Source organism: Parasphingopyxis sp. CP4 (assembly GCF_013378055.1).
In the GTDB taxonomy this organism is placed as follows: Bacteria; Pseudomonadota; Alphaproteobacteria; order Sphingomonadales; family Sphingomonadaceae; genus Parasphingopyxis.
Genome location: NZ_CP051130.1, coordinates 1,482,749 through 1,500,897, shown reverse-complemented (window position 1 = coordinate 1,500,897; position 18,149 = coordinate 1,482,749). Strand labels below are relative to the sequence as shown.

Genomic DNA, 18,149 nt, shown 5'->3' with positions numbered 1-18,149 from the left:
TTCTGATCTACCAAAAGGTTTGGACAGTGAAACGGATTTGGCTCGCCATGCTGCTGCTTCCTGCTTTGGCTAGTTGCTGGGGGCGGGTTGATGTTCCCGAACCCCCACGGGTCGACGATGCGCCGCATTTTGACGAGCAAATCTCAACCGTTACCGCGCCGGTTGCGATATCACTCGATCAAATCCAGGCGGCTCTGCGCCAGCGTATCCCTCGGCAGCTATGGTCGATCAATGAACGCGAAGAAGCCTGTATCCCGGCCGAAACCATCAGCATTGGTGATCGGCGCGTTGAGATCACCCCCGATATTTCATGCCGCCTTGTCGGCACGGTCACGCGCGGGCCGATCACATTGGGTGGCAGCGGTTCGACCTTGCTGATCCAGTTTCCGGTCAACGCAACGGTCAGCGCGCGGGAAGTTGCCGGTACCTCGATTCGCGAAACGGCGACCGGCAGCGCGGTCGTGCGGCTCGAGGCGCAGTTTACGGTTGGGCCCGATTGGCAGCTGCAGCCAGATATCGAAATTGCCTATGGCTGGTCTGAACCGCCGGGAATTGAGATCCTTGGACAGCGCATCCAGTTTGTCAGCCTCGCCGATCGTGAATTAGGCCGCGTTATCGCATCGCTCGAACGGGAGATGGAAACGGCCCTGGCGCGTACTGATGTTCGCAGCTTGGTCAGCGAAGCCTGGGCAGAAGGGTTTGCCGTCGTCGAACTCAACCGTGAAAACCCGCAGGCCTGGATGCGCATCACACCGCGTGAGTTGGCAATTGCAGGGATTGAAGTGCGAGGGCGTCAGCTCTTGATCAATGCGGGCCTGGAGGCAGTCACCGAAACCTTTGTCGGTGAGCGTCCGGAGGCCAATGACCCGACCCCCTTGCCGCAACAAGCCGAAAGCTTGGCATCACCCGGTGTCCATTTCGTAATGCCGGTTATCGCCAGCTATGCCGAACTGGAGCCAGTTCTCCTGCGCGAGCTGCGCGAGATGAATGAGCGGGGTATTGCGCTTGAGGGTGTCGGCACGATTGAAGCCGATTTCAAAAGCGTCACCATGTATGCGACGGAAAATGACCGGCTGGCAGTGGGCATTGAGGTCGATTTCCAGGTGGATGATGAAGATCGCGCGCGCGATTGGACGCGGACCGAAGGCATGATCTGGCTCACAGGTGTTCCTTATAATGAGCCCAATGACCGCACGGTCGAGATTCACGATCTCGAACTTTATGGCGATACCGATCGCCTCACCGGTGATTTGCTGGTCCGTTTTGCCATGGGTCCAGCGCTCCAGCAACGCATCGCCTCGGCGCTGACTGAAGATTTCACCAATGATTATAACGATCTGCTTGAGGATGCTGAAGAAGCCATAGCCGAATTGCCTATCGACAATAGCTGGATGGTGCGGGCAGAAATGGGCGAAGTTCGCCATGGTCGGATCCGGGTGACGGGCCCCGGATTGTTTCTGCCGGTGGAGATTGATGGTGAAGCGCGGATCGAACTGGCATTGCCAGCGAGCCGATAATCAGATTCGCGCAGGAGTCTTCTGCAAACCCGATATCTGCGATAGAAGCCAATGGGACGATGGAGGGGCGTCTTCCTTCTCGACTCGCGAAACAAGAGGCCGGATACGGAATGCCTGACTGCTATATCCTAAGCGATGCCCGGTTGGCGCCATTCGCTCCGCCTGATGGCGATGGATATGCAAGCGATGGTGTGATTGTCGTCGACCACGGAAAGATTGGTTTTGTCGGCTCCGCTGGTGACTTGCCCGCCCGCTTTGAAGATGCGCCCAGGCGGTCAGTCGGCGGATGCTTGATCACGCCCGGATTGATCGATTGCCATACGCATATGGTTTATGGTGGGTCACGCGCACGCGAATTTGAAATGCGCCAGACTGGCGCGAGCTACGAAGAGATAATGAATGCCGGCGGTGGGATCTTCTCCACGGTCGAAGCGACGCGGGCTGCGTCTGATGAAGAGCTGTTGGCGAGCGCGCTGCTGCGATTGGACGCCATGATCGCGGACGGCGTCACCACGGTCGAAATCAAATCGGGCTACGGGCTGGATCAGGACACGGAACTGCGGATCCTGCGCACCGCACGGGCATTGGAAGATCATCGCCCAATCCGGATCAAGACAACATTTCTGGGCGCCCATGCCTATCCAAAGGGCATGTCGGCGGACGACTATTTGAACGAGGTCTGCCTGCCTGCAATGGCAGCGGCAGCCCACGAAGACCTTGTCGATGCCGTCGATGGTTTTTGCGAATCCGTGGCGTTCACAGCAAGCCAGATTGAGCGTGTGTTCGTGGCCGCACACGATCTGAACCTGCCAGTTAAAATTCACGCCGAACAATTGTCCGATCAAGGCGGGGCAGAGTTGGCGGCGCGCTACTCCGCCCTGTCTGCCGACCATCTCGAACATCTGGGTGACGCCGGCATTGCGGCCATGGCCGAGGCGAAGACGGTTGCGGTGTTGCTGCCTGGCGCCTTTTACGCGCTCAAGGAGACGCAAAAACCACCGATCCAGAAACTGCGCGATGCTGGCGTCCCGCTTGCCCTGGCGACCGATTGTAATCCCGGATCCTCTCCGATGACCTCGCTGCGGTTGATCATGAATATGGGAGCGACGCTGTTTGGCCTGACTCCAGAAGAATGCCTCAACGCCGTCACGACCATCGGAGCGCAGGCTCTGGGGCTCGATGATTGTGGCAGGCTGGAGGTTGGTCAGCGCGCTGATCTGGCGGTGTGGAAGTTCGATGATCCAGCTGAGCTCAGCTATCGCATTGGAGACGCGCCGCTGGAGATGCGCATTTTCGGAGGCGAGATATGCTGAACCTGTCACCCGGTGAAGTCAGCCTTTCCCAGTTAGAACAGATTTGGCGTGAGCAACTGCCGATCAAACTGGACGCAGCCGCGCATGATCGCATTGCAGCATCGGCCGTACGCGTTGAGAAAGCGGCCAAAGGCCCGGATGCCATTTATGGTGTGAACACCGGATTTGGGAAACTCGCATCCATCCGCATTGCGCCGGAAGATACCGAAACTCTGCAGCGCAATCTTGTGCTCTCCCATTGTTCCGGCGTTGGATCGTCGACTCCGCGGGCGATTGCGAGATTGATGATGGTGCTGAAGCTTATCTCGCTCGGGCGCGGTGCGTCCGGCATTCGGCCCGAAACGGTGACCCTGCTCGAGGACATGTTGGAGCATGGCGTAACGCCCGTGGTCCCAGCCCAGGGGTCGGTTGGTGCTTCGGGTGATTTGGCCCCGCTCGCGCATATGGCAGCTGCGATGATCGGTGAGGGCGAGGCGGAATGGCAGGGCGAGGTGCTGCCGGGCGGAGTGGCGTTGGAAAAGGCGGGGCTGGCGCCGGTCATATTGGGCCCCAAAGAGGGATTGGCGCTGATCAACGGGACCCAGTTTTCGACCGCCCATGCATTGGCGGGGCTTTTCAATGCCTGGCATGCGGCACAGACGTCTCTGGTTTCGGCGTCGCTGTCGATCGACGCGGCAATGGCATCCACTGCGCCGCTGATTGACGAAATCCATGCGTTGCGCGGTCATCCAGGCCAGATTTCCGCGGCGGCTGTTATGCGTGCGCTGCTGGACGGGAGCGAGATACGCGAGGCCCATCGCGATGATGATCCGCGCGTCCAGGATCCCTATTGCATGCGCTGCCAGCCCCAGGTCGTCGGCGCGGCGATGGACATGATTATCCAGGCCGGTGAAACGCTGCGTCGCGAAGCCAATGCAGCAACCGACAATCCAATCGTGCTGACTTCAGAAGACCGGATTGTTTCGGGTGGGAATTTTCATGCCGAGCCGGTTGCCTTTGCCGCCGATATGATCGCCTTGGCGATGGCCGAGATCGGCTCGATATCCCAGCGGCGCATTGCCTTGCTGGTCGATCCAACATTGAGCTTTGATCTCCCGCCATTCCTGGCGGCAGATGCCGGGCTCAACTCGGGAATGATGATCGCTGAAGTCACGAGCGCCGCCTTGATGAGCGAGAACAAGCATCTCGCCAATCCATGCTCAACCGATTCCACACCGACGAGCGCCAACCAGGAAGATCATGTCAGCATGGCCGCCCATGGCGCGCGCCGGCTGGGGCCGATGGCGCAGAACCTGTTCCAGATTCTAGGCATCGAACTGTTTTGCGCGATCGAGGGAACGCGGTTTCGCGAGCCCCTGAAAACCAGCGCGGCGCTGAGCGGAGTTTGCGATCGTTTCTATCGGGACATCGGACCGTTGACCGAGGATCGCTTCCTTGCGCCCGATCTGGAGCGCTCAGCCCAAATGGTCGCCGGGCATGATCTATTGGGTGCCACGGGCATTGCGTTTCCTGGAATTGAGGAGAATTTCCGTGATTGATCGTTCGCATAACAGCCGCGCTGTCTTTCCGCCCACGGGTACCGAAATCACGGCCAAATCCTGGCTGACCGAAGCGCCGATGCGGATGTTGATGAACAATCTCCATCCCGATGTTGCCGAAAACCCCGACGAGCTGGTCGTCTATGGTGGGATTGGCCGGGCGGCGCGCAATTGGGAGGCTTTTGATGGCATTGTCGACAGCCTGAAAGAGCTGGAGAGTGACCAGACCTTGCTCGTCCAGTCGGGCAAGCCGGTCGGCGTTTTCCAAACCCATGCCGATGCGCCGCGCGTGCTGATCGCCAACTCCAATCTTGTGCCGCACTGGGCGAATTGGGACCATTTCAACGAGCTCGATAAGAAAGGTCTGGCGATGTACGGCCAAATGACCGCTGGCTCCTGGATCTATATCGGCACGCAAGGCATCGTTCAGGGCACCTATGAGACTTTCGTGGAAGCGGGTCGCCAGCATTATGACGGTGATCTGAAAGGACGCTGGATATTGACCGCCGGGCTCGGCGGTATGGGCGGCGCGCAACCGCTTGCTGCCGTCATGGCCGGGGCCTGTTGCCTGGCGATCGAATGCGATGAGACGCGTGCCGATTTCCGCTTGCGGACGCGCTATGTCGACGAAAAAACCCGCGATATCGATGAGGCTCTGGCGATGATCGATCGCTGGACCGCGGCAAAGGAAGCCAAGTCCGTCGCGCTGATTGGCAACGCCGCGGAAATCGTGCCGGAGCTCTTCAAGCGCGGCGTGAAGCCAGACATTCTGACGGATCAGACCAGCGCCCATGATCCGGTGCATGGCTATCTGCCGATTGGTTGGGGCGTCGCTGAATGGCGTGCCAAGCAGGAAAGCGATCCCAAGGCCGTGGAAAAGGCCGCGCGGTCCGCGATGAAGATCCATGTCGAGGCAATGGTCGATTATTGGAATGCCGGCGTTCCCACCGTCGATTATGGCAATAATATCAGGCAAGTGGCGCTTGAAGAGGGGTTTGAGAATGCCTTTGCATTCCCGGGCTTCGTACCGGCTTATATCCGTCCGCTATTCTGCCGGGGTGTCGGGCCGTTCCGCTGGTGCGCGCTGTCTGGCGATCCGGAAGATATCTACAAGACCGACGCCAAGGTGAAGGAGGTCATCGCCGATGATTCTCATCTCCATAACTGGCTCGACATGGCCCGCGAACGGATTGCGTTTCAGGGGCTACCCGCGCGCATCTGTTGGGTTGGTCTGGGTCTGCGCGACAAGCTTGGGCTGGCCTTTAATGAGATGGTTCGCACTGGCGAACTCAGCGCGCCTGTCGTAATCGGTCGTGATCATCTCGACAGTGGATCGGTCGCATCTCCGAACCGCGAAACAGAATCCATGCGCGATGGGTCCGATGCGGTATCCGATTGGCCTCTGCTCAACGCGCTGCTCAATACGGCAAGCGGCGCGACTTGGGTCAGCCTGCACCATGGCGGTGGTGTTGGCATGGGCTTCTCCCAGCACAGCGGAATGGTGATTTGCTGCGATGGAAGCGAGGACGCCGACCGCCGTTTACGCAGGGTGTTGTGGAATGATCCGGCCACGGGCGTCATGCGGCATGCCGATGCGGGGTATGAGGATGCCATCGAATGTGCCCGGGAGCATGATCTGAATCTCCCGGCCATCTTGACGGACGAGTAGACCGCGATGCCGGTAAACATCATTCCGCCGCAGCCCTGGTCCGGGCGTGATGATCCAGAAGACGGGGAGGGCGCAGTTCGTCTCCACAATCTGGTGGAGGATGATGCCTCGCGCGCGGTTTTCGGTTTTGCGTGTGATGCGGGCGTGGCGCGGAACAAGGGGCGGACCGGCGCGCATGATGGTCCTGCGGCCCTTCGCACGGCGCTGGCCAATCTCGCTGCGCCCAAAAATATTACGGCTTTCAGTGATTTAGGTGATATCGAGGTAATCGGTAATGATCTCGAAGCGGGGCAGGCCGCTTTGGCGGATACCATCGACCAAGCGCTCGGCGTGCATGATCGACTGGTTGTGTTTGGCGGTGGTCACGAAACTGCCTTTGGCAGCTTCACCGGGCTGAGGAAGCGCTATCCCGACAGCCAGATCGGCATCATCAATCTCGACGCGCATCTCGATTTGCGTTTGGTCGGGGAGGCTGGACCTTCTTCTGGTACGCCCTTTGCCCAAATCCGCGATCTGGATCCCGGCCGATTTGATTATCTATGCCTCGGTATCGCCGCAGAATCGAACACGGCTGCGCTGATGAGCCGAGCGCATGACTGGAGCGTCAACACGGTTTCAGACCATGACTTGATTGCCGATGGGCATGCGGCCGATCAAAGGATCGACGAGATCATCGAACGGTCCGACATCATCTACCTGACGATCGATATCGACGTGCTCCCGCATTTCCAGGCACCGGGCGTCAGTGCGCCAGCTGCCCGCGGTGTGCCACTCGCTGCGATTGAACATATTGTGGGCCATGTGCTGGCCGGCTGCCGCCGCACCGGTACCAACTGCCCACTGACCGACATTGTCGAGCTTTCACCGCCCAATGACCGGGATAATGTCACGGCCAGAACCGCGGCATTGCTGATCCGTACAATGCTGTTCGAAGGCTAGGCTCCAAGGCCGCCCGACCAACTCGCAATGTCAGTGACGGATATCGCCGCGCTATAAGGGATCAATCGCCGCTTATGCGTTTTTGCACATCTTCTGCTTGTGTCATGATCTGCGTGACCAATTCTTCGCAGGTCGGGATGTCATGAACCAAGGCCTGGCTTTGTCCGGATGACCAGATGCCGCCATCCATATTGCCCTTGCCATAGACTTCTTCGCGGGCGCGTGCCCCGGCCATCAGATGTTTGACATCATCGAAACTGGTCGTCGGATCGCGCTGGATGGTGGCGACCTCCTCTGACACGGCATTGCGGGCGACCCGCGCCGTGTTGCGCAGGTTGCGACCAACCAGAACAGTGTCGAGTTCATCATTCTCGACGATCTGGTTCTTGATGTTCGGGTGGATCGCGGCCTCCTGGGTGGCGCAAAAGCGCGTACCCATATTGACGGCATCTGCGCCAAGCGCGAGCGCGGCGATCAGGCTCCGTCCATCGGCCATGCCGCCGCTTGCGATGATCGGCGTGTCGGGGAGGGCATCCACTGTGGCGGGAAGCAGCACGACCAATCCGACATCATCTTCTCCCGGATGACCGGCACATTCAAAGCCATCGATGCTGATCATGTCGACGCCCTTGCGAACGGCAGACTCCGAATGGCGAACGCTGGTGCATTTGTGAATTACGGTCACGCCGGCTTCTTTAAAGGCGGGCAAATGATCTGTCGGGGCGCGGCCGGCCGTCTCGACAATTTTCAGACCGCTTTCGATGATCGCTTCACGATATTCATCATAGGGGATCGGATTGATTGAGGGCAGCAACGTAAGATTGACGCCAAAAGGCTTGTTGGTCAGCCCGCGAGTCTTGTCGATTTCTTCCTTGAGCGCTTCACCGGAAGGAAACATGTGCGCGGTAATGAAGCCAAGCGCCCCGGCATTGGCGACAGCCGCAACCAGCTCACCATAACCAACACCCGTCATACCGCCCATCAGGATGGGTGTTTCTATCCCGAGTTCCTCTGTGATGCGTGTCTTGATCATTTTTGTTCCTCTCAATCATCGGGCCATCGAAGCGCTGCCGGTCGACAGCTATGCCCTACCAGCCACCCAATGTTCCAGCACTAAGTCTGCAAAGATTTTTGCCAGATTCGCCGCGTCGATGCGATGAAATCCTGTTTCAAGAACGCTGTTCAATGGACACTTTGCTGCTCGGCAAGGTCCCCGCCAGTCAGGGGAATCCTGGTGAGCGGTGGTGCGATCTGGGAACTGGGTGGTGCCGGATGTCCGACTCGAACGGACGACCTACCGCTTACAAGGCGGTTGCTCTACCAGCTGAGCTAATCCGGCACAGGGTCTGCGAAGCCCCCATGCGTCATCGCACGCCGAAGGTCCAGCCCTCTTGTTGCGCTAATTGTTCGGTCAGTCCGGCTGGTTGCCACAGCGCTGCGTCGCTGGCGGCCATGCGGAGCCAGGCAGCCGTCAGGAGCGCGTCGGTGCGGTGATCGTCATAGGCGGGCAGGGGGCTGTGTCGTTGGGTTCCCAGGGCATCCAGCGCGCGGTCCAGTGAGGCGGCGTCCCGGATCTTGGTGGGGCCGGAGAGCCCGGCTGCCCGCGCTGCCAAGCCGGTGTAGATCTCCACCAGCATCGGGCCGGTCTCGGGAATTGGATCGAATGGCCAGACCGGAATTTTACCGCTCAGCCGGTGGAGCACGCGCATCCCCGTCAGGCTCGACTTGCCGACCTGTGCCGCGCCAACGAGATTGAAGCAGGAGACGGCATTGCCTTGTTTCTGGGTGCGGCAGCGATGTTCTGTGACGCGCAGGCGGCCTAGCCCGGCTTCGAACTGATCGCCGGTGATTGTTTCACGGCCTTCTTGGTAGCGGAAATAGGGGGCCAGTGCGGGATGACCACAGGCACCGATCGCGGCAAGGTGCTCGTCATCCGCACAAATCCGATCAAGCGTCTCCCAGAGCGTTTTGGCGCTGCCTGGGGTCTTCGACCAAGTTGGGAAATATCCGCCGCGATCGGCAAAGGGCAGGGCGGCCGAGAAATCGAAGCCGATCAGCATATCGGTTTGCGCGCCTGCCTGATCCTCGAGCCATTCCAGCGCCTGTTGACGCGACCACTGGGTGTCGGACGCAACAAGGGCGGGCGCTTGCACACCCGCCCTTGCTATTGCCAATGCGATGCCCTTGGGCTTTGCCACCGCCTGTCCCGACCAGTCGAAACAGGCAAAGTGGCCAAAGCTGCGCACCTGTTGCTGCGCCTAGATACCCGGCGGTGTCTTGTCGCCAGGATTGGTCCGGTTGGCTTTGCCTTCCGTCCAGCGTTCGAGCAGCTTGTGCGCTGTCGGACGGCCGCCAAGCCCGAAGGCGATGGCCGCGGCCACTGCCGCAGAACCGAGGATCGCCGCAAAAGCGATGATCACGATTTCGTCGGCAATCTCCATGAACTTCAGGCCCATTGCAGCAAACAGCGCGATGATCAGCCATTTGAGGAGGGTCGGAAGGAGCCCAGCCGTTTCCCCGGTCGAACTCGCCATCAGGCCAGACAGCAACCGTGCCAGCAAGACGCCAACGCCGATGATGACCAGGCCAAAGATCACCCGGCTGCCCAGGGCAACGACTTCCGTCACCATGGCCTGGACCGAGTTGATTTCCAGCACCTCGATTGCGGCGACCGTCGAGACCAGCATGATCGCCGTCAAGGTGATCGTGCCCAGAACGCGGCTCACCTTGACGCTCGATGGCACCAGGCCTGAACCCATTGCAGCATTGTCGACGCCGAGTGCTTCCATGAGTTGCTGGAGCCAACCTTTGACCCAGCGACCAATGAAATAGGCCGTCCCAAGGATCAGCGCTGCAGCGATGGCCCGCGGCAAGAAGTGCGCTACGTCATTGAGTATCTGGATAAGCGGCGCGGATATTGAATCGAGGTTCAACACATCGAGCGCGGCCGTTGCCACCGGAATGATGATCAGCACGAATGCGACGATGCCGAGCGCGGAGCTCAGCGTGGTATGATCATCGTCTTTCGCAGGCGCATCATCCGCACCGGTTATTTCCGTCACGCCGGCTCTTGCAAACCAGCCATCTGCGTTGACTGCCATGAGCCCGGTTTCGACAATGCGCCGGACTATTGTTGCAAAGATAAAGCCGAAGAACATTATCAGTCCGGCACCGAGCAGATTGTCCAGATAGCTGAAGATTTCGAGTGTCAGCTCCCGGACCGGATCGAGTACACCGGATAGTTCAAGCGGCTGGAGCGCGACCACAAGGCCGACCAGCCAGACAATCCAATAGGCAAGGGTTCCGATTTGGCTGCCCACCGTTTCGCTCGGCTGGGCGTCGCTATGTTTCTGGAGCGCCGGGATCTTGTCGACCATCCGGGCGATGCCCCATTTTACGGCCTTGGCGATGAAATGTGTAATCAGCAGGATCAGCAAGGCCGCGCCGATCTTGAATGCCCATTCCCAGACCATGGGCCAGTCTATGTCGCGATTGAGATCGAACTCCATGAAATTTCCCCTATTGCGCAATATTGATTTGTGCCGAGACCAGAATAGTCCGACTTTTTCGCATTGCCTAACACTTTACCGGCTTTCAGCCCGCAATTTCTCCCAAAAGGCCAGTCGTTCTGCGACTTTTGCCTCAAATCCTCTTGGGGATGGTTTGTAGAAATCCTGCCGGTTCATCTCCTCCGGCCAGTAATTATCGCCTGAAAATGCGTCATCGCGTTCATGGTCATAGGCATAGCCCTTGCCATAGCCGACCTCTTTCATGAGCTGGGTCGGGGCGTTGAGGATGTTTTTCGGCGGCATCAGGGAGCCGGTTTCCCTGGCTGATTTCCAGGCGGCTTTCTGTGCTGCATATGTCGCATTCGACTTGGGCGCAGTGGCGCAATAGAGACAGGCCTGGACGATCGCGAGTTCGCCTTCCGGGCTACCGAGAAACTCATAAGTATCTTTGGCGGCGATGCACTGCACCAAGGCTTGCGGATCGGCGAGGCCGATATCTTCGCTGGCAAAGCGGGTGATGCGCCTCAGGACATAGAGCGGTTCCTCACCCGCGACGAGCATGCGTGCAAGATAGTAGAGAGACGCTTGGGGATCAGAGCCGCGCATCGCCTTGTGCAGGGCCGAGATCAGATTGTAATGACCCTCACGATCCTTGTCATAGACCGGCATGCGGCGATGCAGGAGATCGACCAGACCCGCTGGTTCCAGGGGCTCCGGTAGATCCATCGAGAATAATGTTTCCGCCTGGTTGAGGAGAAACCGTCCATCGCCATCGGCCGATGCGATCAGCGCATCCCGGGCATCCTGGGTGACCGGCAAAGGGCGATCCAGATGAGCCTCGGCACGCGAGAGCAGCGTTCCCAGTGCATCTGCATCGAGGCGGTTAAGAATCAATACCTGGGCGCGGCTGAGCAAGGCCGAGTTTAATTCGAAGGATGGGTTCTCCGTCGTCGCGCCGACCAGGATTACAGTGCCGTCTTCGACATAGGGCAGGAAGCCATCCTGCTGTGCGCGATTAAAGCGGTGGATCTCGTCCACGAACAACAATGTGCGTTTGTCCGCTCCTGCCATTTGCCGCGCTTCGGCGAACACTTTCTTGAGATCAGCAACACCGGAGAATACGGCTGAGATGGCAACGAAGCGGAGTCCGACTGCGCCAGCAAGCAACCGGGCAATTGTAGTCTTTCCCGTACCGGGCGGACCCCAGAAAATGATCGAAGCGAGTTTGCCCGCCGCAACCATCCGCCCAATGGCGCCGTCAGGTCCGGTGAGGTGATCTTGGCCGACGACCTCATCGAGGGACTGTGGACGCAACAGGTCTGCGAGCGGCGCATTGGCCGAGATTTCGCTGCTCTTATCAGAACCGTCAGAAAAGAGATCAGCCATGCTGATACCCTAACGTCGGCATTCTTGATTGCCATAATCTTTTCGACCTGCCTCTTGACAAATATATCTGCGATATATCTTAGATAGATCACTAACAAGGTTTAGGAGACCCAGAATGACATATCGAAACAAAGGTGGTTTCGGCGGAAGATGGCCAAGAAGCTGGCCTGAAGCGCTGCTCGCCATGCAATTCGGAAATTTCGCGAGTGATTCCGGCGATTTTGGCGGTCGTAGCCGCAAGCGCCGTAAAAAGCGGATGTTCGACAGCGGTGAACTGCGGCTCGTTCTGCTCAAGCTGATCGCCGATGAACCACGCCATGGATATGATCTGATCCGCGCGATCGAAGAGATGACGGCGGGCGAATATGCGCCAAGCCCCGGCATCATCTATCCGACGCTGAACTTTCTTGAAGATGGTGCGCTGATCAAGCCGGTAGAGAGCGATGACAGCCGCAAGACCTTCAAGATTTCGAAACGCGGCAAGACTGAGCTGAAGGAAAAGGCCGAAGAAGTTGAAGCGTTGATGGCCCGTCTCGAAGGCCTTGGTCAGCGAGAAACGAAGGGCGATAGCGCAGCTATCAAGCGGGCGATGGGCAATCTGTTTGCCGTGCTCGGCCATCGCCTCTCTGCAAAAGGCATCGACGAAGATCTGGTTCGTGAAGTGACCGATATTCTCGACGAAGCTGCACAGCGGATCGAGCGGATCTAACGAAGTGATTATTCGGGCGCCCGCACGGCTTTTGCCAGTCTATGGCAAGGGCGTGCGCGGTGGCCCGGATACGCCTTCTGAGTGCTGGCGAACCACACGCAGATAGCCATCGACCAGCGCCTGGTTGACCTGGTCCCATCCGTATCTCTCACTGGCGGCACAGCCAGCATCGCCCGCGGCTTGGCGGGAATCTGCGTTCTCGCAATAGAGTTGCAGGGCGTCGGCAAAAGCCTCGATCGCGCCGGGACGCACCAGGCGGCCGGTTACGCCATCATCGACCAGGCTCTGGCTGCCAGTCGCTCTCGCGGCGACAACAGGCAATCTAGCGGCCATTGCTTCGAGAGTCACATTCCCAAATGTCTCGGTAATGCTCGGATTGAACAGCATGTCGAGCGAGGCGACCGCGCGGCCGAGATCGGGACCTTTCTGGAAACCAACAAACACGCCGTCAGGTAGCCTGCGTTCAAACCAATCGCGGGCAGGGCCTTCGCCAATAACCAATACGCGGTGGCGGACACCCCGTTTTACGAGCTGGTCGATCGCGTCCGAAAAGACATCAAGGCCTTTTTCCATCACCAATCGACCAACAAAGCCGACTACGACATCATCGTCGGCAATGCCGTTATCCCGTCGCCAGTCCATGTCACGATGCTTCGGATCGAACGTGTCGCGATCTATCCCGCGGGACCAGATGCCGACATCGTAGCTCATACGTTGTTCGCGCAAGATCTGGGCCATGGATTCCGACGGCGCGAAAATCGCATCGCAGCGGCGGTAGAAACGTCGCAATATCGCAAGGACGAGGGGCTCGAGAAAGGTGAGTCCGTAGTAGCGCGGATAGGTTTCGAACCGCGTATGAACTGAGGCGACGGCGGGTATATCCCAGCGTCGCGCCAGGCTCAGTGCCCGGTGGCCAAGGATTTCAGGGCTCGCAATGTGAAACAGATTGGGGCTGAACTCGGCAATGTCGCGCCGTACATTACCCGGCAGGCGGAACGGTGCGCGATATTCTGCGCGCCCCGGTAGGGCGAGGGCGGGGACATGGACGAGATCGCCCGTCGCTTCGAAATCCGGCTCCTCGACAGTCGGCGAATAGACGCGAACTGCGGCGCCCTGACGCAACAGATAGCCGACCAGGCGATTGAGCGCCTGGTTCGCTCCGTCGCGGACATAGTTATAATTGCCGCTGAACAGGGCAATACGAAGATCGGAAACTTCCATCGGTACGGGATAATCGCTTGCGGTCGAAACGCCAATGGTGGGCGCATCTGGCCGATCCGGCGTGAAAAAGCCCCGCCGGCTAATGCCAGCGGGGCTGTTTTCTGTAGCGGATCGCGGCAAGACCTAGCTTTCGCTGGTCTCTGCGGCCGCTTCTTCCTCTGCCGGTTCGGCAGCGGCTTCCTGTGCAGCCAGCATCGCTTCTTCCACCTTCTTCTGTTGGGCACGAAGCGCAGCATCGCGAGAAGAGGCAGTCACCCGGACGCGGTTCATACCCGCACCCGTACCAGCCGGGATAAGCCGGCCGACGATGACATTCTCTTTCAGGCCTTGCAGCGTATCGATCTTGCCCTGAACCGCGGCTTCGGTGAGAACGCGGGTGGTTTCCTGGAACGACGCGGCCGAGATGAAGCTGCGGGTCTGCAGCGACGCCTTGGTAATGCCGAGCAATACCGGCTTGCCCTGAGCCTTCTTCTTGCTCTTGGTAAGCTTGGCATTGATCTCGTTCATTTCCGCTTCGTCGAGCTGTTCGCCGACGAGCAGAGTCGTATCGCCACCATCGATGATTTCCACCTTCTGCAGCATCTGGCGAACGATCGTCTCGATATGCTTATCGTTGATCTTCACGCCCTGCAGTCGATAGACTTCCTGGATCTCGGACACGAGATATTCGGCCAGTGCTTCGATGCCGAGAACTTCGAGAATATCGTGCGGATCGGGCGAACCGGCGACAAGATCGTCGCCCTTCTTAACAAAGTCGCCTTCTTGCACATCGATAATCTTCGTCTTCGGGATCAGATATTCAACCGGATCACCTTCCTCGGGAACGATCGCAATCTTGCGTTTCGCCTTATAATCCCGAACGAATTCGATACGGCCGTCAATCTTGGCAATAACCGCATTGTCCTTCGGCACACGGGCTTCGAACAATTCGGCAACCCGTGGCAGACCACCGGTAATATCACGCGTCTTGGCAGCTTCACGCGGCAGTCGGGCAACGATGTCACCTTCATGCAGCTCCTGGCCGTCCTCAACCGAGATAACCGCGCCGGGGATCAGGCGGTAGACACCGGCTTCGCCGCTATCACCGTCAAGCAGCGTGATGCGCGGCTTGAGATCATCCTTCTTGGTCTTCGCCTGGTCTTCGGTAACGACGCGCTGGGTAATACCCGTGGCTTCGTCAGTTTCTTCCTTGACCGTACGGGAGTCGACAATGTCCTGGAACTTCGCGGTACCGCCTTTTTCGGTGATAACCGGTGCGTAGCTCGGATCCCATTCTGCGATCCGCTCACCCTGTTCGACAGTGTCGCCATCCTTGTGGAGCAAGCGCGCGCCATAAGGAACGCGGAACACGCCGACTTCACGGCCTTCCGCATCGATAATGGCGAGCTCGCCCGAACGGGAGAGGGCCAGCGTCCGCTTCTTGCTGTCGACGATGGCATTGAGCTCGCGATATTCGAGCTTGCCGTCGGCCGGCGATTCAAGATTGGACTGTTCGTTGAGCTGAGCAGCGCCGCCGATGTGGAAAGTCCGCATCGTCAGCTGTGTGCCCGGCTCACCGATCGACTGGGCAGCGATAACGCCAACCGCTTCACCGATATTCACCGGCGTTCCGCGAGCAAGATCGCGACCGTAGCATTTGCCACACACGCCAACCTTGGATTCGCAAGTAAGCGGCGAACGGATCTGCACCGACTGGACACCGGATTCTTCGACGGCGAGCGCCATCGGTTCGTCCATCATCAAGCCAGCTTTGACGATCACATCGCCATCCTTGCCGCCGATAATATCTTCGGCTGCGGTACGACCCAGAATACGCTCGGACAGAGTTGCAATGGTCGAACCGCCCTGGATGATCGCCTTCATCTCCAGTGAGTTCTTCGTCTTGCAGTCTTCCTCAACGATCGTGCAGTCCTGCGACACATCGACCAGACGACGGGTCAGATAGCCCGAGTTTGCGGTCTTCAGTGCCGTATCGGCAAGGCCCTTGCGGGCACCGTGAGTCGAGTTGAAATATTCGAGAACGGTCAGGCCTTCCTTAAAGTTCGAAAGGATTGGCGTTTCGATGATTTCACCTGACGGCTTGGCCATCAGGCCGCGCATACCAGCGAGCTGCTTCATCTGCGCGGGGCTGCCACGGGCACCGGAGTGCGACATCATGTAGATCGAGTTGATCTGTGCTTCGCGTCCGTCGTCGTCCTTCGGCGTTGCTTTGATTTCCTCCATCATGGCGTTTGCAACCTGGTCCGAACACCGGCTCCAGGCATCAATCACCTTGTTGTACTTTTCCTGCTGCGTGATCAGGCCGTCCTGATACTGCTGCTCATAATCGGCAACCAGCGCCCGGGTTTCTTCAACCAGCGGATCCTTGGCGTCCGGAATGATCATGTCATCCTTGCCGAAGGAGATGCCGGCCTTGAACGCGTGGCGGAAGCCAAGCGCCATGATGCCATCGGCAAACAGGACCGTGTCCTTCTGGCCGGTGTGGCGATAGACCGTATCGATAACGTCACCGATTTCCTTCTTCGTCAGAAGACGGTTGATCGTCTCATAAGGCACCTTGTGGGACTGGGGCAGCTTCTCAGCGATCAGCATGCGACCCGGCGTCGTTTCCACGCGCATCATGTAGCTTTTGCCATCTTCATCGGTCTGCGGAACCCGGCTCGTAATCTTCGAGTGGAGCGTCACAGCGCCGACTTCGAGAGCCTGATGCACTTCGGTGATGTCAGCCAGGATCGATCCTTCGCCCGGCTCGCCTTCGCGATCCATCGAAAGATAATAGATGCCGAGCACCATATCCTGCGACGGCACGATGATCGGCTTGCCATTGGCTGGCGAGAGGATGTTGTTGGTCGACATCATCAGCACACGGGCTTCCAGCTGCGCTTCAAGGCTCAACGGAACGTGTACGGCCATTTGGTCACCGTCAAAGTCAGCGTTGAATGCGGCGCAGACCAGCGGGTGAAGCTGGATAGCCTTACCTTCGATCAGAACCGGCTCAAATGCCTGGATACCGAGGCGGTGAAGCGTCGGTGCGCGGTTCAGCATGACCGGATGCTCGCGGATAACCTCATCAAGGATATCCCAGACTTCCTTACGCTCTTTCTCGACCCATTTCTTCGCCTGTTTGAGCGTCATCGAGAGGCCCTTGGCGTCGAGACGCGCGTAGATGAACGGTTTGAACAGCTCGAGCGCCATCTTCTTCGGCAGGCCGCACTGGTGCAGCTTGAGTTCCGGACCGGTCACGATGACCGAACGACCCGAATAGTCGACGCGCTTGCCAAGCAGGTTCTGGCGGAAGCGGCCCTGTTTGCCCTTGAGCATGTCGGACAGCGATTTCAGCGGGCGCTTGTTGGCACCCGTGATCGTACGACCGCGACGGCCATTGTCGAACAGCGCATCAACCGATTCCTGAAGCATGCGCTTCTCGTTCCGGACGATAATGTCCGGTGCGCGCAATTCCATCAGGCGTTTGAGGCGATTGTTCCGGTTGATCACCCGGCGATACAGATCGTTGAGATCCGACGTTGCGAAGCGACCGCCATCCAGCGGCACCAGCGGGCGCAGTTCCGGCGGAATGACCGGAACGATGTCGAGGATCATCCATTCGGGGCGGTTGCCCGATTCAATGAAGCTCTCAACCACCTTGAGGCGCTTGATGATCTTCTTCGGTTTCAGCGTCGATTTGGTGGTCGCCAGATCTTCAAGCAGGTCTTCCTTTTCCTGCTCAAGATCGAGATCCATCAGCATATGCTTGACGGCCTCTGCACCGATGCCGGCGGAGAAGGCGTCTTCGCCATATTCGTCCTGGGCTTCGAGCAGCTCGTCTTCCGTCAGCAGCTGGAACTTCTCCAGCGCCGTCAGGCCCGGCTCGATGACCACATATTGTTCGAAATACAGGATCCGCTCGAGCTGCTTGAGCTGCATGTCGAGCAACAGTCCGATGCGCGAGGGCAGGGACTTGAGGAACCAGATATGGGCAACTGGCGCAGCGAGGTCGATATGGCCCATCCGCTCACGGCGAACCTTCGATACGGTGACTTCAACACCGCATTTCTCGCAGACAATGCCCTTATATTTCATGCGCTTATATTTACCGCACAGGCACTCATAATCCTTGATCGGGCCAAAGATACGCGCACAGAACAGGCCGTCACGTTCCGGCTTGAACGTGCGATAGTTGATCGTTTCCGGCTTCTTGATTTCGCCGAAAGACCAGCTGCGGATCTTTTCGGGGCTCGCAAGACCGATCTGGATCTGGTCGAATGTCTCCGGTTTGGCCACCGGGTTCTGGAAATTGGTCAGTTCGTTCATGTCTGATCCTTATCTGCCCCCGCCCATATCAGGGCGG

At 58.6% G+C, this 18,149-nt stretch carries 12 protein-coding genes and 1 tRNA gene; 6 read left to right on the top strand and 7 right to left on the bottom strand.

Annotation, left to right across the window (positions count from 1 at the left end; genetic code table 11):
- Positions 1 to 26 precede the first annotated feature (26 nt).
- The 5 genes from HFP51_RS07270 (at position 27) to hutG (ending at position 6,976) form a co-directional block, all read left to right on the top strand.
- Entirely contained in the window at positions 27 to 1,517 is a 1,491-nt protein-coding gene (locus HFP51_RS07270) for a DUF4403 family protein (protein WP_176875105.1), read from the top strand.
- 110 nt (positions 1,518 to 1,627) lie between these two features.
- A complete protein-coding gene (gene hutI, locus HFP51_RS07265) occupies positions 1,628 to 2,830 on the top strand; it encodes an imidazolonepropionase (protein ID WP_176875104.1) in 1,203 nt (400 codons plus the stop codon).
- Complete coding sequence (hutH, locus tag HFP51_RS07260; protein WP_176875103.1) at positions 2,824 to 4,368, top strand: histidine ammonia-lyase; 1,545 nt, start codon at positions 2,824 to 2,826, stop codon at positions 4,366 to 4,368. The genes hutI and hutH overlap by 7 nt, the downstream gene beginning before the upstream one ends.
- On the top strand, positions 4,364 to 6,037 hold the full coding sequence (gene hutU / locus HFP51_RS07255) for a urocanate hydratase (protein WP_218135338.1): 1,674 nt from the start codon (positions 4,364 to 4,366) through the stop codon (positions 6,035 to 6,037). Before hutH ends, hutU begins: the two co-directional genes overlap by 5 nt.
- 6 nt (positions 6,038 to 6,043) lie before the next feature.
- Complete coding sequence (gene hutG, locus HFP51_RS07250) at positions 6,044 to 6,976, top strand: formimidoylglutamase (RefSeq protein ID WP_176875101.1); 933 nt, start codon at positions 6,044 to 6,046, stop codon at positions 6,974 to 6,976.
- A 61-nt stretch (positions 6,977 to 7,037) separates the two neighbouring features.
- Here hutG and HFP51_RS07245 read toward each other — a convergent pair whose 3' ends face one another.
- The 5 genes from HFP51_RS07245 to HFP51_RS07225 form a co-directional block, all read right to left on the bottom strand.
- Complete coding sequence (locus HFP51_RS07245) at positions 7,038 to 8,009, bottom strand: nitronate monooxygenase family protein (RefSeq protein WP_176875100.1); 972 nt, start codon at positions 8,007 to 8,009, stop codon at positions 7,038 to 7,040.
- Between the two features lie 230 nt (positions 8,010 to 8,239).
- A tRNA-Thr gene (locus HFP51_RS07240) sits at positions 8,240 to 8,315 on the bottom strand.
- A 25-nt stretch (positions 8,316 to 8,340) separates the two neighbouring features.
- The gene (locus HFP51_RS07235; protein WP_176875099.1) at positions 8,341 to 9,222 is read right to left on the bottom strand and encodes a hypothetical protein; all 882 of its coding nucleotides are present in this window, start codon (positions 9,220 to 9,222) and stop codon (positions 8,341 to 8,343) included.
- Positions 9,223 to 9,234: 12 nt separating this feature from the next.
- Positions 9,235 to 10,485: a mechanosensitive ion channel gene (locus tag HFP51_RS07230; RefSeq protein ID WP_176875098.1), complete on the bottom strand. Its 1,251-nt coding sequence runs from the start codon at positions 10,483 to 10,485 to the stop codon at positions 9,235 to 9,237.
- Positions 10,486 to 10,560: 75 nt separating this feature from the next.
- On the bottom strand, positions 10,561 to 11,871 hold the full coding sequence (locus HFP51_RS07225) for a replication-associated recombination protein A (RefSeq protein ID WP_176875097.1): 1,311 nt from the start codon (positions 11,869 to 11,871) through the stop codon (positions 10,561 to 10,563).
- A gap of 115 nt (positions 11,872 to 11,986) precedes the next feature.
- On the opposite strand from HFP51_RS07225, the gene HFP51_RS07220 reads away from it, so the two are divergent.
- Positions 11,987 to 12,580 carry a PadR family transcriptional regulator gene (locus HFP51_RS07220; protein ID WP_176875096.1) on the top strand — a complete coding sequence of 198 codons (594 nt, stop codon included), beginning with the start codon at positions 11,987 to 11,989 and terminating at the stop codon, positions 12,578 to 12,580.
- Between the two features lie 39 nt (positions 12,581 to 12,619).
- On the opposite strand, the gene HFP51_RS07215 is transcribed toward HFP51_RS07220, so the two are convergent.
- Both HFP51_RS07215 and rpoC read right to left on the bottom strand, forming a co-directional pair.
- A complete protein-coding gene (locus HFP51_RS07215) occupies positions 12,620 to 13,801 on the bottom strand; it encodes a glycosyltransferase family 1 protein (RefSeq protein WP_176876587.1) in 1,182 nt (393 codons plus the stop codon).
- A gap of 123 nt (positions 13,802 to 13,924) precedes the next feature.
- Complete coding sequence (gene rpoC / locus HFP51_RS07210) at positions 13,925 to 18,112, bottom strand: DNA-directed RNA polymerase subunit beta' (protein WP_176875095.1); 4,188 nt, start codon at positions 18,110 to 18,112, stop codon at positions 13,925 to 13,927.
- Positions 18,113 to 18,149: the final 37 nt, after the last annotated feature.

What these genes read in the sequence shown, in the direction of transcription:
- hutI (WP_176875104.1), top strand. Translation starts at nt 1,628, where the DNA reads ATGCCTGACTGCTATATCCTAAGCGATGCCCGGTTGGCGCCATTCGCT.
- hutH (WP_176875103.1), top strand. Translation starts at nt 2,824, where the DNA reads ATGCTGAACCTGTCACCCGGTGAAGTCAGCCTTTCCCAGTTAGAACAG.
- hutG (WP_176875101.1), top strand. Translation starts at nt 6,044, where the DNA reads ATGCCGGTAAACATCATTCCGCCGCAGCCCTGGTCCGGGCGTGATGAT.
- HFP51_RS07245 (WP_176875100.1), bottom strand. Translation starts at nt 8,009, where the DNA reads ATGATCAAGACACGCATCACAGAGGAACTCGGGATAGAAACACCCATC.
- HFP51_RS07230 (WP_176875098.1), bottom strand. Translation starts at nt 10,485, where the DNA reads ATGGAGTTCGATCTCAATCGCGACATAGACTGGCCCATGGTCTGGGAA.
- HFP51_RS07225 (WP_176875097.1), bottom strand. Translation starts at nt 11,871, where the DNA reads ATGGCTGATCTCTTTTCTGACGGTTCTGATAAGAGCAGCGAAATCTCG.
- HFP51_RS07220 (WP_176875096.1), top strand. Translation starts at nt 11,987, where the DNA reads ATGACATATCGAAACAAAGGTGGTTTCGGCGGAAGATGGCCAAGAAGC.
- HFP51_RS07215 (WP_176876587.1), bottom strand. Translation starts at nt 13,801, where the DNA reads ATGGAAGTTTCCGATCTTCGTATTGCCCTGTTCAGCGGCAATTATAAC.
- rpoC (WP_176875095.1), bottom strand. Translation starts at nt 18,112, where the DNA reads ATGAACGAACTGACCAATTTCCAGAACCCGGTGGCCAAACCGGAGACA.